Here is a 16010-nt window from a genome sequence, read left to right as displayed (position 1 = left end):
ACAGTATGACGTTAACAATCATTCAGGTTGCTTTAACACTATTTGTAAGCGCTTTTGTTGCATATGGTTTTGCAGCGTATGATTTCAAAGGTAAGAACTTCCTCTTTATATGTGTGTTGCTCATTATGATGGTGCCATTTGAAATATTGCTGGTTCCTTTGTACAGCTTAATAAATGATTTGCAAATGGTGAATAGCTATTCGGCAATCATTCTGCCGGGTATAGCTAATGCCGGGACGATATTCTTCTTTAGGCAATATCTCAGAAGCATACCCAAAGAAATTATTCAATCTGGGCGAGTTGATGGAGCAAACGAATATGCGATATATTTCAGAGTGATTATGCCGATTATGAAGCCTTCCTTTGCGGCAATGGCCATTCTGAATGGTATGAATAGCTGGAATAATCTATTGTGGCCATTCATGGTGTTGGGAGATCAAAATAAATATACACTGCCAATCGGTTTAAAAACATTGTTAACTCCTTATGGGAATAACTATGACCTTCTGATCGTGGGCTCCTTCTTCTCCATCATTCCAATTTTCATATTGTTTATCGCTTTCCAGAAATATTTCATTGATGGTATGACTGCGGGTGCTGTTAAAGGTTAGTATCTATTACTTATGAAATAGGTGATAAGATGGGAGTCCAACAAGAGGAGTTACGCGTCATTAAACCATTGATCGAGCAACGAGCTGATCCTTTTATATGCCGACATTCAGATGGTTATTATTATTTCGTGGCCTCGGTTCCAGAGTATAATCAGATTGAAATCCGTAGGGCACAGGACCTTAAAGGGCTTATTACATCAGCTCCTGTAGTGATCTGGAGAAAGAGAGAGACTGGCATCCTTAGTGCCAATATTTGGGCGCCAGAGCTGCATTTTATTGATGGAAAATGGTACGTATATTTCGCTGCCGCGCATACGTCGGAAACGACAGAAGGCTTGTTCGACCATCGGATGTATGTACTGGAGAATGAAAATGCAAATCCGCTCGAAGGCAGCTGGACGGAAAGAGGACAGGTTCGTACCGCGTGGGAAAGCTTCTCCCTCGATGCCACTACCTTTGAGCACAATGGTAGCCTCTATTACGTATGGGCACAAAAGGATCCTGAAATCGAAGGCAACTCTAATCTCTACATATCTAAAATGAGCAATCCGTGGACGTTGATTGGGGAGCAAACGATGATTACGATGCCCGAATATGACTGGGAGATCATCGGGTATAAAGTGAACGAAGGCGCGGCATTTGTGCACAAAGATAATCGGGTATTCCTCACTTACTCTGCTAGCGCTACTGATTTCAATTATAGCATGGGTTTGCTTGAAGCCGATGCGGACTCGGATTTGCTCGATGCTGCCTCATGGCGCAAGTCGAAAGTACCGGTTCTCACGACAGATGAGAGCATCTCGATGTATGGCCCTGGTCATAATAGTTTCACGGTGTCAGAGACTGGCGAGAAGACTTTGTTTGTGTTCCACGCAAGAACGTATAAGGATATTGCAGGAGATCCGCTATACGATCCGAATCGCCATACATTTGTAGCGGAGCTGTTGTGGACGGACGATGGCAGACCTGATTTTCGCGGTTCTGTTGCGGCACTTGCACGTTCTGCACAATACGAATAGATCTGCAAGCGCCTTGCAAAATTCTAAATGGATTTAGTTGAACTTATGTCGTACATGGAAAAACCTTTATAATTAGAAATAAAACAAGTACCCATTCAATCGATGGGTACTTATTTGCAATGCAATAGAAGTGATGAAATACGTAATGTTGTACTAACTATTTCGTGATCGGTCGTGATCGGTATAGACGAAATAGTAATCATAACATTACTGATTGGCGAAATGTGTTGCTACTGTCATGAGTGTCATGCTAAGTTAAAGCAATAATCAATACGATGTGGGTAGTACAGACACAATAGTGATGTGGACGGAATCCTCTACATGGTTCAAGGAACAGATCAACATCTTAAATATATATGTATTGTATGAAAGTGGGTATACCTATTGGATTCGAAGCTAGCAGCATATATAACATTAGTTTGTACTTCGGCTGTTCTGAATTTGTCTATACTTGTCTTTACTTATTGGAGGAGACATTATTATACAAATATCGCTAATTTGTTCATGTGGAATACATTAACTTCAATGATTTATTGTTTTGGTTATGCCTTTAGCTTAACATCGACTTCGTTAGAACAGCTTAGATTTTGGAATATTGTACAGTATGCAGGAATGCCATTTTTCCCTCCGTTAGGATTAATGTTTGTCATGCAATATTTGGGTTATAAAATAACGAGAAAAAGAATAATCGTTCTACTTACCATGCCTTGTATTACTTTTCTCATCAATGTAACTAATGAATCCCATCATTTTTACTATAGAATATATGATATCAATTCGGTGCTTGGGGCTCCATATAGTGAGATCGAATATGGGGCTTGGTTTGCTGTACATAATATTTACATTTTTAGCTGTATGTTAGCTGCGCTCTTATTGCTACTTTCACGCTGGAAGGAAACAGTTAGTGTATATCGATTTCAATTATTTGCCCTCATCTGCGGTCAATTGCTTCCAATAGTGACTGCATTTTTATTATTCATAGGAGCGACACCCGATGGTATCGATCCTGTACCAATGGTTATTTGGTTTTCATCTGCTTTGTATCTTTGGTCTATTACTTCCTCACGAATGTTATCAATTATGCCAGTTGCGAAGGAAACGATCTTTAATAGTATGAACGATGGTGTAATTGTGCTTAATGATACCTATCAATTAATCGAATATAATCAAGCTTTTAAAAATATGTTTAGTGAATTGGATCGATCAACGTTAGGGCAGCCATTTGATCAAGTTTGGTATATGCTAACGGATCAATCATTCCCTGTTCAATTAGAAACGATATCAGATAAATTGAATGTTACGATTCATCAAGCTAATTATATTTATCAGTTACGTATTTCTATGCTTCAACAATCAAGTAATAACTCCGGCTTACTAATTATATTTACGGATATAACAGAGCTACATACATTACAACAAAAGTTAGAGCATCAAGCCTATTATGATGAGCTTACACAAATATACAATCGTCGTGCCTTTTTTCAGAAAAGTGAGCAAAGCTTGATGAAAGCAAAGGATGAATTGTCATCCTTTGTAATTATTCTATTTGATATTGATTTTTTTAAAAAAGTGAACGACACTTATGGGCATCAAACCGGAGATCAAATACTAGTACATGTGGCTCAAATATGTAAGGCTGAGACGGGAGAACATATACTATTTGCTAGATATGGTGGTGAAGAATTTGTACTCGCTTTACCTGGCTATACACTAGCGGAAGGGGAAAACTTCGCTAATTACCTTAGATTTTGCATTGAACAGAAGCCTCTAGTTGAAAATGAGCAATTTGTATCGGTTACCTCCAGTTTTGGAGTATCCGTAACGACAGGAGCTGTGGAGGAAACTATCTATCAACTTCTTCAGAAAGCTGATGAAGCACTTTATGCTGCCAAAAGAGCTGGTCGAAATCAAGTGCGGGTTTTTACTGAAAAGTACGAATTTGTGGAATAGTACAAGAAAATATTAAGAAAAGAATTTAGAAAGAGCTATTAAACTTGGCGGACGTATTATAAGTCTTGTTCCTGAAGGAACTCCTATATTAATTAGAATCAAGGATGAACTGGAAAGAGGTATGCTACTCAACCAGGCTAATATTGAAACCGTAAGAAGTGTTTCTTATTTACTTAAGCCTATAGATGTTGTTAGAGTATGTTGCTTTGAACAGGCTCCTTCGGTATATGAGATGGTTATAAATGAGAGTATGCATGAAATCGAAAGATTATTTTTTGAAAGCGCAACCGAAAAAGGATTACGTGTAACAGGTCAGGCATAACAAAAAGAGAAAGGCCATCCGCATGGATGGCCTTAAAAACTTGCCGTTACAGACAGCGCGGTGAACCGTATCATAAGTAGGGCGAAAAGGGGGTGAGCTACCCACGACTGGCGGAAAAGCCGAATTAAACGGGCTGCTGCGTGTTTTTTGGAGGTACAGATAAAGGGAAAGACCGGTTCAGTCCCTTGTCGTTTTCGAATATACAGCATGGACAGCGCCCAGAGAAGCGATCAAGTTAACGAGGCTTTACTAGAGGCTAGGGTCGCTTTTTGTTCTTTCCGCAAGCTTCGTAATCGATTCAATGTCTTGATCGGTTAATTGATCCAGAAAATACTTGCGTATTGCCATTGAGACGATGGGCAGGGCCTCATCCAAAGCTGCTTTTCCTGCAGAAGTAATGATGACCTGTACACCACGATCTGCGTCTAATGGCCCCCTTTTAACAAGGCCCCGTTTTTCCATCCGAGTCAAATGATGGGATAATCTACTCTTATCCCAGTTCATCGAGTCGGCTAGTTCCTGTTGGCGAAGCTTTCCATCTCCGAATTGGATTAACCGATCTAGTATTCCAAAGTCTCCTTCTGATAGTCCTGTACGTTCAGAAAGCTCCTTAACAACGCGACCGAAGATTCGTTTAAAGGAGCCTTTCCACATATTCCATATTTGCATTTCATCTTCGTTTACTTTGTTGATATCCATGCAAGTATAATATCATGGTTGACACATCAACCACAAGGTGTTAGCCTATATTCAAGTTGATGTGTCAACCTCGGAGAAAACTGTCGACTACCAAGTTGATGTATTAACCTGTATCGAACAGTAAATCCCCACTAAAGGAGTTGTTTCTTATGCAGGATAAACCCGTGGCCTTGGTCACCGGAGCCAATAAAGGAATTGGTCTTCAAATCGCCAAAGATCTCACGGCTCACGGCTTCACTGTGCTCGTCGGCTCCCGCAATCTCGAGAAAGGGGAGACGGCCGCGAAGAGTATCGGAGCGGATGCCCATGGTCTCCAACTCGACGTTACAAAGCAGGATTCTATCTCCGCCGCGGCAGAGCGCATCCGGAGTGAGCTCGGTCGTCTCGATGTGCTCGTGAACAATGCGGGCATATCGCACCAAGGTCAGCCGGGCAGGCCTCTTGAGGAGGTCGGGAAGTCGGGGCGCCCAAGCGTAGCCTCTCTAGAAGAGGTGCGAGCAGTGTTCGAGACGAACGTGTTCGGCGTCATCGCCGTCACGCAAGCGATGCTGCCGCTCCTTCGCGAAGCGCCGACAGCGCGTATCGTCAACGTATCAAGCGGTTCGGGCTCGCTGACGTTGAACGCCAATCCGACTAATTCACATCGCAAGATGTTCGGCGCCGTTTACAGCCCTTCGAAGACGGCTCTCAATGCGATTACGCTCGCCTTTGCCATTGAACTCGAGTCGACAGGCATTAAGGTCAATGCGGTATGCCCGGGCTTCACCGCGACGGATCTCAACAACTTTGAGGGCACGGGCACTGTCGAGCAAGCCGCGCGACATCCCGTGCGCCTTGCACTCCTCAACGAGGACGGTCCGACGGGCACATTCTCAAACGAAAGACACCAACTCCCGTGGTGACGTAGTCTCGAGTGGCACTGGCTCACGGAGATATGTGTAGACAACCTGAAGGCTTGAATGCCTTCCCAATATCCTTAAGGAGTGTGCAATCAAATGGAATATGTAAAACTTGGACGCAGCGGGTTAGAGGTCTCAAGGTTAAGTCTTGGAACCATGAGCTTCGGAGTACCTGAACGCGGCAATACCCCATGGTCTCTGGATGAGGAGCAAAGCAGACCGATCATTAAGATGGCACTCGAATCGGGCATCAACTTTTTCAGCACCGCCAACATGTATTCCGACGGAACAAGCGAAGAAATTCTCGGGCGTGCTCTAAAGGACTTTGCTCAACGTGACGAAGTCGTCATAGCAACAAAGGTATTTGTTCCGATGCGCAAAGGTCCGAATGCTGTGGGACTTTCCCGTAAAGCTATCATGACCGAAATTGATAACAGTCTAAGACGACTCGGAACAGACTATGTCGATTTGTACCAGATCCATCGGTGGGATCCTAATACGCCAATTGAGGAGACCATGGAGGCTCTTCACGATTTAGTTAAGGCGGGCAAGGTCAGATACATCGGAGCATCCTCCATGCTGGCATGGCAGTTTGCGAAAGCTCAGCATGTCGCAGAGCGCAACGGCTGGACACGGTTCGTTTCCATGGAGAATAGATTAAACCTGCTCTATCGGGAAGAAGAACGAGAAATGCTCCCCCTTTGCAGAGACGAGGGAGTTGGCGTCACTCCTTACCTGCCTTTGGCTGCAGGCCGGTTAACTCGGGATTGGAATGAGCAGACCGCGCGATCAGAGAAGGACCAGGTAGCAAAGGCTTTGTTTAATAAAACGGAAGAGGCTGATCGCAAAGTCGCGGAAAGAGTTGTGGAAATTGCCGCTAACCGGGGAATTTCGCGTGCACAAATTGCACTTGCATGGTTGCTGCAAAAGGAAGAGGTCACAGCGCCGATTATGGGTTCGACCAAAATCAGCCATCTGGAAGATGCGGTTTTGGCGTTGTCGATTAAATTGACTTCTGAAGAAATTACCCGTTTAGAAGAACTGTATATTCCACATCCATTTGTATAAATTTGACGCAAGTAAGGTGTGCATCTGCTAATCATGCAGAGCCTAACTCTTATATGTTCAATTCTATGGGAAGAACTCTTCATGCTATTTCTCATGAAGAGTTCTTTTGCTTTTGTGGTGAAGAAAAGGAGCCATCATTCGAGTCATTCGAGGGCTCCTTTTCTTTTCTATCTCCCCAGCTACTGGTTCGTAAGCATTTATCACTTTAATCATCGATTGAAATACCTGCGGCTTTTAAGTGTCCATGAGTTAGAATTTTTCCGAATTGAGAAGCGAGTTCCTTTGGAGTATAAGAAAAATCATTTTTAACCCACCATATTACAATGCCAATAAAAGTAGATGCGATATATTGGAGTAATAATTCCTTTGAAATCTTCAGGGGAGTATTATCCAAGCCATCTTCCACTGTATTTTTTATAATTTCCTCCATTTTTGATTGAAAACCATAAATTCTATTCTCATCAAGTAACAATGCTTTGTAAAAAGGAATATTGTCCTTAATTTTCTCCAGTATTGTTTGCATTAGTTGTTCAAGCATAGAGCCACTAACAGGAGATTTACTGCTCGAACAAAGATTGAGTGTACTATTTAGTTCTTCTAATAATTCATCCATAGACGCATTTAACAAATCGGGCTTGTTCTGATAATGAAGGTAAAATGTATTCCGGTTAATCATTGCCTTATCGGCAATATCTTGGATCGTAATCCCTTCGTATCCCTTTTCAGTAAGAAGCTCTATAAACGCTTTTTTTATCGAATGTTTGGAGCGAATGATCCGCAAATCGGTTTTTTTGTTCATTATGACTCATTCCCTTAATTTTTTTTGTTAGATATACGACATTTGTGCTGAAACTGCATTTTATCTCTCAAAATCAGAAATATTAAATATTGAATGCTGACCTTTTATTAATCATAATAAACACAAGATAAATATACAACACATTGACCATTATTTATCTTATTGATAATTAACTCTAACTAAAGGAGTGATTTTAAATGAAAACTATAGCGATCGTTGGAGCAGGAGAAGGATTAGGAATGTCCATTGCAAAGAAATTCGGACAAAATGGCTTTCGCGTAGCTCTTATTGCCCGAAATGAAGAAAAGCTGAACCAGCTGGTTAGTGAATTAGAACAATTGGGAATCGAAGCTACTCCATTTCAAGCAGACATATTAAATAAAGAACAAATTGAGATGGCATTCACCGCTATTAAAGAGAAATACGGATTTATTGATGTTCTTGAATACAGTCCAACGCCGAGCATCAATACAGTAGCACCAGCATTAGATGTAACCGAAGAAAATGCCTTATACCAATTTCAATTCAATGTTTTAGGTGCTTTATCGAGTGTCCGGCAAGTGCTGCCGGAAATGTTGGATAAGCAAAGCGGTGCCCTGTTATTTACAACTGGAGGTGCATCAGTCCACTCAGTTCCAAGGATGGGTAATGTCGGAATTGCAATCTCAGGACTTCGTAATTATATCTTTAATTTGAACAGCGAATTAGCGGATAAAGGGATTTATGCAGGTCATCTATCGATTGGAATTTGGATGCAACCTAATTCAGGAGTTCAGGATAAAATCGCTGATATTTGGTACGACATGTATTCCAAGAGAGATCGCGTTGAAGAGTTTATAACAGAAGACAAAATATAATTAATCGAGGTAAAAATGTGAATATCACTATTTTTGGTGCAAGTGGTGCAATTGGACAGCTTGTAACACAATTAGCTTTAGAACACGGAGATTTCGTAACGGCATATATTAGAAACCCAAAAAAATATAGCCTCAAACATCCCAATTTGACCTTTGTACATGGGGAACTTTCAAATACCTCAACCATCGAGAGGGCAGTCGCTGAAGCGGATGTCGTAATCAGCACACTGGGACCAGCGTCTGACATGTCACGAAAGCTTAAAGGCACGCCGATTGCCGATGGACACGAACTGATTGTTAGAGCGATGAAAAAGCTTGACAAAAAGAGGTTAATTACACTTGCGACGCCAGCGTTGCAATCGGATGACGATAAGAAAAACATTTCAACGATACTTCCGGGAGTATTAGCTAAAATTTTCCTTCCGAACGGTCATGCAGAAATGAAAAAAATGGAAGGGATTATTAAACAATCGAGCCTTGATTGGACAGTTGTTCGAATTATTAATCCAAATGTTAAGCACAAAGGACAATCTTATGATTATTCATTCGGTGATAAACCGGCTAATTTAGGTGTTTCAAGAGAAAATGTTGCTAAATTCATGTACTCCGCCGCTCGTGATAAACAATTGATTAGAAAAATGCCCATTATTTATAATAAATAAGTCCCAAGTGAAAAAACCGTTAAAACAAACATCCACAATTGTATTATAGGGAATCATATCATATATGTCTTCTTCATCACGTTTTCTGACATTTCTGACTTCCCAGGTACCTTTCTTTGTCATTGATAGAAAATACGCGATATCCGGCGCACAACCAACAGAGGTATTTATAAATGCTCTTAACCAAGCATCTCAATAAGTGAAGCCAATAAGCATTTGTAAGACAGAGATATTATGAAAGCATTGTCGAGAACAATTACAAAGTATTTTAGAACAGCCTGTAGACAGGCAGACCGTGAACAGTCAGGCAGTTCAAGCGAAATAGGCAGAACAATAAACCGCCCAAAATCCTTATTGGACTTTGGGCGGTTTATTCTTTTCGTCATAACTCAACGAAAGCAATCTCCAAATCATTAAATGAAGTGACAGTCTGCTTGCCCTTAATCGTCATTGCCTTTCTCGCTTGCTCAATTAGCTGCCCTATAATTTGCCGTCTTATTGACGAAATCAATCTCATTTCTGATCCCTTTATGGGCGTCATTCCACAGGCCCTTTGTCAGGCGAATGCGCAGCAGGCATGTGTTAGGGTCTTCGTCGTTATTGGCTTCGTTATACCACTCGGCGAATATTGTGCGCAGCTTGGTCATCATCTCCGCGTTTTTCTCGTCACATACCCAGCCCAGGTTTTCACCTATACCATCGGCCGTAAAGTTTTCGACGATGATACAAACGGCGACTTCGGGGTTTTGTGCGATCTGCTGCATCTTGCCTGAGGTCGCGTATGTAACGGTGTAGAACGCGCCATCCTCATAATAGGCGTCCACAATCCGGGCGGCGGGACGCGTTTTGCCATTGGCCCCCGGTTCCAGCGCGATGGTGGATAGAGAGATTAGACCGTCCTTGTTACCCACTTGTTCTTCCAGCAGCTTCATGGCTTCGTCGTACTTGCTCATTATACTACCCCCTAAAGTGACATAAGGCATACAATGTTAAGCTTATCATTGTGAAATCTTAGCGCATGTGAGAAATAATACGATAAAATATTAAATCGCTATCATAATCCTCTGCTCGACTTAGGTATGGTTCAACTGATAGAGTCTTAAAATAGTACACTTAGCAATAGTATAAGGTACTCGAGCAGGTGCCCTTCGATTTCGTACTATAGATGTAACGGAGAACCGTACCATAAATAACTGCAAGTTTTTATAGAGTTGCGCAGGATTCCGTTTACAAAAGAGAATGATTTGATTTAAAACTCTTTGAGGAAAGTACTGCCCTGTAGAACCAGGATGAAGACATCTACGGGTCCCGAGAAGAGTTATGTCAAAAATAAGGAAACTGATTTACGAAATAGTATGGGTATCATCAAGAAATAATGAACCTTTTACTAACACTATCAATCACTGCCAGTTTGTGTGAAAGAATCCTGTTAAATCACTTCGTTCATAAGTATGGGCTCCAAAATAATCCCGTTGTGCTTGCAAAAGGTTAGCATTTGAAATGCCTGTCCGGTAACTATCGTAATATGTTAGTGAAGCACTTAAACATGGAAACGAAATACCAGAATTAATACCCTCACAGGCAACTTTTCGCAATCCTATTTGATATTCTTTAACCTTTTCAGCAAAATAGGGGGCGATTAATAGATTAGCCAGATTTGGCTGTGCTTGATAAGTTTGGCTTATGACGTTTAAGAATTCTGCACGAATGATACATCCACCACGGAAAATAAGGGCAATATCCTTTAAAGGTAAATCCCATCCGTAAAGTTCAGAAGTCATTTTATATTGTGTGAATCCTTGTGCGTAGGCACAAATTTTGCCCATATATAATGCTTGTCTAACGTACTCAATCCACAAATCTTTATCTAAACTCGGGTGATCCATCTCAGGCCCGGATAGGATATTGCCTGCATAAACCCGTTCCTCTTTTAAAGAGGAGATGTAGCGGGCAAACAATGACTCTGTAATAATGGATGATGGGATCCCGGTATCAATTGCTTGAATGCTCGTCCATTTACCTGTGCCTTTTTGCCCTGTTTTATCAAGAATCACATCGATCAGCGGTAAGCCTGTTATTTCATCCTTTTTCCGTAAAATCTCAGCGGTGATTTGGATTAAATAACTGTTCAGTTCACCTTGATTCCATGTTTCAAAGATGACAGCAATTTCGTTAACAGATAAACCTAATCTTGTTCTTAAAAATGTATAGGCTTCTGCAATTAATTGCATATCTGCATACTCGATTCCGTTATGGACCATTTTCACAAAGTGACCGGAACCTTTTGGACCAATATAAACACAGCAAGGGTCGTCGTCCACTTGGGCTGCTATTTTTGTTAGAATAGGAGCTACTTTTTCATATACGGCTTTATCTCCACCAGGCATGATCGAAGGTCCTTTTAAAGCTCCAACTTCACCTCCGGAAATACCGATTCCTAAATACCCGATTCCTTTAGACTTCAATTCATCATATCTACGTTCAGTATCTTCGTAATGGGAGTTACCACCGTCCATAATCACATCACCTGCTTCAAGAAAAGGTACTAATGCACTGATCACCGAATCGATCGGTTTGCCCGCTGTGACCATAAGGAAGATTTTTCTTGGAGTTTCTAAAGAGTGAACAAAGTCTTGAATTTTGTAGTAGGGATGGATTAATTGACCTTTTGTTGTGCCAACAAGATTATCGGTTAAGTCCCTCGTATAATTATAGACAGCCACTTGCTCACCTTTACTAGCCATGTTTAAAGCGATATTACTGCCCATTACCCCTAAACCAATGACACCAATTGTATTGAACATTTTGTCCTGCTCCTTCTAATTAATAGGTAAAAAACCCTCACTTATTGACTCAGGAGATTCTAAGAGAATAAGTGGGGGGACTGCCTACAAATATTGTTGTTATAGGAATAAACTTAGTAATAGAATAAATCCTAATCCAGCTACAGAAACGATTGTCTCAAGCAATGTCCATGTTGCAAATGTTTCTTTCATGCTTAGACCAAAATACTCTTTAAACATCCAGAAACCAGCATCGTTAACATGGGAAGCTATTAAACTACCCGCTCCCGTTGCAAGTACGACTAAAGCAAGATTAACGTCAGATTGTCCTAACATCGGAATAACTAAACCAGCCGTTGTTAAAGATGCAACAGTAGCAGAACCTAAGGAAATACGTAGGATTGCAGCGATGATCCAGGCAAGCAAGATGGGTGATAATGAAGTTCCTTGGAATAGTTCGGCTACATAGTCACCCACGCCTCCATTAATTAATACTTGTTTGAAGGCTCCGCCGCCCCCAATGATTAAGAGCATCATCCCAATATGAGTAATAGCAGTTGTACAAGATTGCATTACAGTTTTGATTGGAATTTTTCTTGCTAATCCCATGGTATAGACAGCAACCAGTAAGGAAATTAACATGGAAGTTGATGCATCACCAATAAAACGGATAGCGGCTAGAAAACTATTATCTTCAAATCCGATTGTTTTTTGAAGTAAAGTAATAATCGTTGCAATAGACATTAAAATAACAGGAAGCATTGCAGTAAATACACTGATACCAAATCCAGGTGTATCTTCTAATTTAAATTCTTTTTGTTCACCTAAAGAGGCAATATTACCCGTTTTCGTAAATGATGCAGGTACGAGTTTTTTGGCAAGCTTAGTAAATATAGGTCCAGCCAAAATAACTGTTGGAATTGCAATAATGAAACCGTAAAGTAAAACCTCACCAATGTCCGCGCCATATTCACCTGCAATAACTGTAGGTCCTGGGTGAGGAGGTAAGAACCCGTGTGTTACGGATAAGGCTGCAGCCATCGGAATACCGAGATAAAGAATAGAAACCTTCAATTGTCTTGAGATGGCGAATACAATTGGAATTAATAATACTAATCCTACTTCGAAAAATAACGCCACACCGATAATGAATGAAGCAGCTACGACCGCCCATTGAATATTTTTTTCACCAAATTTATGAACGAGAGTCATGGCAATTCTTTGAGCGCCACCTGAATCAGCGATCAACTTGCCTAACATCGCTCCAAGACCAAAGATTAACGCTAAGTGGCCAAGTGTTCCGCCTAATCCGGCTTCAATGGTTTTGACAATTTCATTCAAGGGCATTCCAAGTGCTAAAGCGACACCGAACGATACAATGATTAATGAAATAAAGGTGTTTAATTTCAAACCCATTATTAAACCTAATAATGCTAAAATTCCAATTGCTACAATAACTAATGGCATTGTAATTTCCCCCTGCTGTTTATCTTGTTAGTGTTTGATTAAGCTTCTTTGATAATTGGCAATCCGTGTATAATCATCTTCTAATACTCTAGATATGTTAATGAAGATCGGCAGTAATTTCCTATATTCTTTCGTTGCTTCTTCGTTTGGTGTGTGTTTGTAGGTACTGCCAACCATTTCAGAAACGACTTCAAATGATTCGATCTTTCCGGTGGCATATAAGCCTAAAATACAAGCACCTAGACAAGAACTTTCGTAGCTTTCTGGAACGGTTACTTCAGAGTCGAATATGTCTGACATCATTTGCCGCCAAACCTCTGATCTTGCGAAGCCCCCGGTAGCTTGAATTCGGGTCACAGGACCGTCCATGCATTCGGTTAATGCTAAGAATACGGTGTATAAATTGTAAATGACTCCTTCTAGGGCTGCGCGAATCATATGTTCCTTCTTATGTGACATCGTTAAACCGAAGAATGAGCCACGTACGTCTGGATTCCATAAAGGCGCACGTTCACCAGCGAGGTATGGATGGAATAACAATCCATCTGCTCCTGGTTTTACACGTTCAGCAATCTTAGTTAATACATCATATGGATCAATTCCTAGTCTTTTTGCTGTTTCTACTTCTGATGACGCAAGTTCATCACGGATCCAGCGAAGGACCATCCCGCCATTGTTTACGGGCCCGCCAATGACCCAGTGCTTTTCCGTTAAGGCATAACAGAATATTCTTCCCTTTTCGTCTGTTTGCGGCTTGTCAATAATGGTTCGAATGGCACCGCTTGTCCCAATTGTGACGGCAATTTCGCCTTTTTTTATCGCATTTACACCTAGATTAGAAAGGACTCCGTCGCTGGCACCAATGACAAATGCTGTTTGTGGACCGATACCCATCTGTTTTGCTAAATCTGAATCACAGTTGGTAAATATCTTGGTAGTTGGAACGAGTTCAGATAATTGAGCAGGTGTTATACCAGCAATTTGTAATGCTTCTTCATCCCAATCTAGTGTTTTGAGATTCATCATGCCCATGGCTGAAGCCAGAGAATGATCAACAACATAGTGATTAAAGAACTTTTTGAAAATATATTCTTTAATTCCTATATATATTTTAACCTTGGAAGCGATTTCGGGAAGGTCATTCACAATCCAAGCTATTTTAGTTAATGGTGACATGGGGTGAATCGGTGTTCCCGTGCGTTTATAGACTTCATGGCCATTCAACTCATCTTTTATTTTATGTGCCCATGCTTCACTTCGGTTATCTGCCCAAGTAATACAAGGCGTCAGCGGCTGGTCATTTTCATCCATAGCAATGACACTATGCATGGCACTGCTAAATGAAACAAACGATAGCTTTTTGTGTGAATGATGTTTCATTATATTCGAAATGGCTTGTAGGACTGCCTGAAAAATCTCTTCGGGGTCTTGTTCAGCTGTCGACATATCCGGTGTATAAAGCGGATAACCCATATTTTCTTGTTGGATGACTTCGCCTTTTTCACTAAATAAAACTGCTTTCGTACTTGTGGTTCCGATATCTATACCTAACATATAGTTAGTCATTTTGCTGCACTACTCCTTTCGAGAGCATTTGTTGCGATATCCATAGGTCTTCTACTTTTCCTTGAACATCATCAAAATTGTCATGTAAGGACTTACTCATGAGGTCTCTATCTTTTGTTTGGATCGCTTCAATATAAAGCCCATGATTTTTTATAATCCGTGTAAAGTCTTCATATTTTTCTTTGAAACGCTTACGCATCGACAAAAGAATGAAGCTTTCCATAACGGGTTTTAAATTATTCCAGATCATCAGGATGTATGAATGATTAACTGCTCGAATAATCGTTTCATGGAACAAGACATCTTGATATGAAAATTCATCAGCATCACTATATTTGATTGCGACCTTCATCATTTCTAGTATTTTACTAAGTTCCTTTATTAATTCATTAGTGTCTATCTTTACAATCCGTTCAAATACAAACGATTCTATGAGTAGACGGACATCATAAATCTCTTCTATTTCTTTTTCTGATAAACCAATAACAACGGCACCCATTCTTTCTAAACGGATGATATTTTCGGATGCCAGTATTTTTAACGCTTCACGGATTGGTGATCGACTTACAGCAAAATCCGCAGCTAATTTATTTTCCGATAATATGGTGCCGCTTTCAATCTCGCCGGAAATAATACGCATTCTAAGCTCGGAGGATACACGATCACCAGCAGAGGCTTTTGAAAGCCATTTGGAGGGATATAGAAATCCATTTGATTCGGTCATAAATTCACCTCTTAATTAATCTGGTATACTTGTATACAAGTATTATATTCTAAATATTTAATTTTGCAAGCGATTTCATGAATTGGGGTTTGTCATGCACAGGATTCAAATAGTATTCCTGTCTGCAATTTTTTAAAAATGTCAGATCGGACTGACCCCAAAGGCCTATGGGATATTGTTCAGGTGGTTCGAGAACGCCTCTCTGGTTAAATTTAAAAAGGCATCAATCGCGGGCGTTAATCGGTGTCTTAATGATCTGGATGATGGCGACCTGGAGCATTTCGCCGGCTCAACAATTAAATCTTGTCACCTTAGTGCCCATTCACCTGATATTGCCTTAAGTGTGAACACCTCTTTTATTCAGTTTGGATTTGCGCTTGGCTCTGGTTTAGGTGGCCTTGTGATTAGCCACTCCTCCATCCTTCACTTGAATTGGTTAGGACTAGGGGTTGTAAGTATAGCTTTACTGCTGGCCCTTCTGCTGTTCACGAAGATGAATAGTCAATAGAAACTGCCGGATATAGATTTTATTTCAAATATTCAAGAATATGGAGTTTGGTATGCTTAATATTTATATGATATGA

General features: G+C 40.7%; 15 protein-coding genes and 2 pseudogenes. 10 read left to right on the top strand and 7 right to left on the bottom strand.

Annotated features, from left to right (window positions below):
* From ACWNM1_RS01845 to ACWNM1_RS01830, 4 genes are all read left to right on the top strand, one after another.
* Positions 1–611, top strand: a 611-nt coding sequence (locus tag ACWNM1_RS01845) for a carbohydrate ABC transporter permease (protein WP_449599383.1), incomplete at its 5' end; no start/stop codon positions are given.
* 29 nt (positions 612–640) lie between these two features.
* Positions 641–1630: a glycoside hydrolase family 43 protein gene (locus ACWNM1_RS01840; RefSeq protein ID WP_449599382.1), complete on the top strand. Its 990-nt coding sequence runs from the start codon at positions 641–643 to the stop codon at positions 1628–1630.
* Positions 1631–2014: 384 nt separating this feature from the next.
* A complete protein-coding gene (locus ACWNM1_RS01835) occupies positions 2015–3580 on the top strand; it encodes a histidine kinase N-terminal 7TM domain-containing diguanylate cyclase (RefSeq protein WP_449599381.1) in 1566 nt (521 codons plus the stop codon).
* 121 nt (positions 3581–3701) lie between these two features.
* Entirely contained in the window at positions 3702–3902 is a 201-nt protein-coding gene (locus ACWNM1_RS01830; RefSeq protein ID WP_449599380.1) for a hypothetical protein, read from the top strand.
* A gap of 249 nt (positions 3903–4151) precedes the next feature.
* Here the strand turns inward: ACWNM1_RS01830 and ACWNM1_RS01825 are convergent, their stop codons facing one another.
* On the bottom strand, positions 4152–4601 hold the full coding sequence (locus tag ACWNM1_RS01825) for a MarR family winged helix-turn-helix transcriptional regulator (protein WP_094869779.1): 450 nt from the start codon (positions 4599–4601) through the stop codon (positions 4152–4154).
* A gap of 149 nt (positions 4602–4750) precedes the next feature.
* Here ACWNM1_RS01825 and ACWNM1_RS01820 point away from each other — a divergent pair, with 149 nt between their 5' ends.
* Both ACWNM1_RS01820 and ACWNM1_RS01815 read left to right on the top strand, forming a co-directional pair.
* Positions 4751–5503 carry an SDR family oxidoreductase gene (locus ACWNM1_RS01820; protein ID WP_449599378.1) on the top strand — a complete coding sequence of 251 codons (753 nt, stop codon included), beginning with the start codon at positions 4751–4753 and terminating at the stop codon, positions 5501–5503.
* Positions 5504–5596: 93 nt separating this feature from the next.
* The gene (locus tag ACWNM1_RS01815) at positions 5597–6568 is read left to right on the top strand and encodes an aldo/keto reductase (protein ID WP_449599377.1); all 972 of its coding nucleotides are present in this window, start codon (positions 5597–5599) and stop codon (positions 6566–6568) included.
* Between the two features lie 205 nt (positions 6569–6773).
* On the opposite strand, the gene ACWNM1_RS01810 is transcribed toward ACWNM1_RS01815, so the two are convergent.
* Positions 6774–7367: a TetR/AcrR family transcriptional regulator gene (locus tag ACWNM1_RS01810; protein ID WP_449599376.1), complete on the bottom strand. Its 594-nt coding sequence runs from the start codon at positions 7365–7367 to the stop codon at positions 6774–6776.
* Between the two features lie 197 nt (positions 7368–7564).
* Here ACWNM1_RS01810 and ACWNM1_RS01805 point away from each other — a divergent pair, with 197 nt between their 5' ends.
* From ACWNM1_RS01805 to ACWNM1_RS01795, 3 genes and pseudogenes are all read left to right on the top strand, one after another.
* Positions 7565–8224: an SDR family NAD(P)-dependent oxidoreductase gene (locus ACWNM1_RS01805; protein WP_449599375.1), complete on the top strand. Its 660-nt coding sequence runs from the start codon at positions 7565–7567 to the stop codon at positions 8222–8224.
* A 17-nt stretch (positions 8225–8241) separates the two neighbouring features.
* Positions 8242–8886, top strand: a complete 645-nt coding sequence (locus tag ACWNM1_RS01800; RefSeq protein ID WP_449599373.1) for an NAD(P)-dependent oxidoreductase — start codon at positions 8242–8244, stop codon at positions 8884–8886.
* A gap of 106 nt (positions 8887–8992) precedes the next feature.
* Positions 8993–9085: pseudogene (locus ACWNM1_RS01795) on the top strand (DsbA family oxidoreductase); the annotation flags it as partial.
* 268 nt (positions 9086–9353) lie between these two features.
* Here the strand turns inward: ACWNM1_RS01795 and ACWNM1_RS01790 are convergent.
* The 5 genes from ACWNM1_RS01790 to ACWNM1_RS01770 form a co-directional block, all read right to left on the bottom strand.
* Positions 9354–9839: a pyridoxamine 5'-phosphate oxidase family protein gene (locus tag ACWNM1_RS01790; RefSeq protein WP_449599372.1), complete on the bottom strand. Its 486-nt coding sequence runs from the start codon at positions 9837–9839 to the stop codon at positions 9354–9356.
* A gap of 447 nt (positions 9840–10286) precedes the next feature.
* Positions 10287–11690: a decarboxylating NADP(+)-dependent phosphogluconate dehydrogenase gene (gnd, locus tag ACWNM1_RS01785; RefSeq protein ID WP_449599370.1), complete on the bottom strand. Its 1404-nt coding sequence runs from the start codon at positions 11688–11690 to the stop codon at positions 10287–10289.
* 99 nt (positions 11691–11789) lie between these two features.
* Positions 11790–13136, bottom strand: coding sequence for a GntP family permease (locus ACWNM1_RS01780; RefSeq protein ID WP_449599369.1), 1347 nt, complete (start codon positions 13134–13136; stop codon positions 11790–11792).
* Positions 13137–13163: 27 nt separating this feature from the next.
* Positions 13164–14702, bottom strand: a complete 1539-nt coding sequence (gntK, locus tag ACWNM1_RS01775; RefSeq protein ID WP_449599368.1) for a gluconokinase — start codon at positions 14700–14702, stop codon at positions 13164–13166.
* Positions 14695–15426, bottom strand: coding sequence for a GntR family transcriptional regulator (locus ACWNM1_RS01770; protein ID WP_449599366.1), 732 nt, complete (start codon positions 15424–15426; stop codon positions 14695–14697). Before ACWNM1_RS01770 ends, gntK begins: the two co-directional genes overlap by 8 nt.
* A gap of 236 nt (positions 15427–15662) precedes the next feature.
* Here ACWNM1_RS01770 and ACWNM1_RS01765 point away from each other — a divergent pair.
* Positions 15663–15934: pseudogene (locus tag ACWNM1_RS01765) on the top strand (MFS transporter); the annotation flags it as partial.
* Positions 15935–16010: the final 76 nt, after the last annotated feature.

This window comes from Paenibacillus sp. Marseille-Q9583 (assembly GCF_976954365.1).
This window is presented reverse-complemented; position numbering and strand designations above follow the sequence as displayed.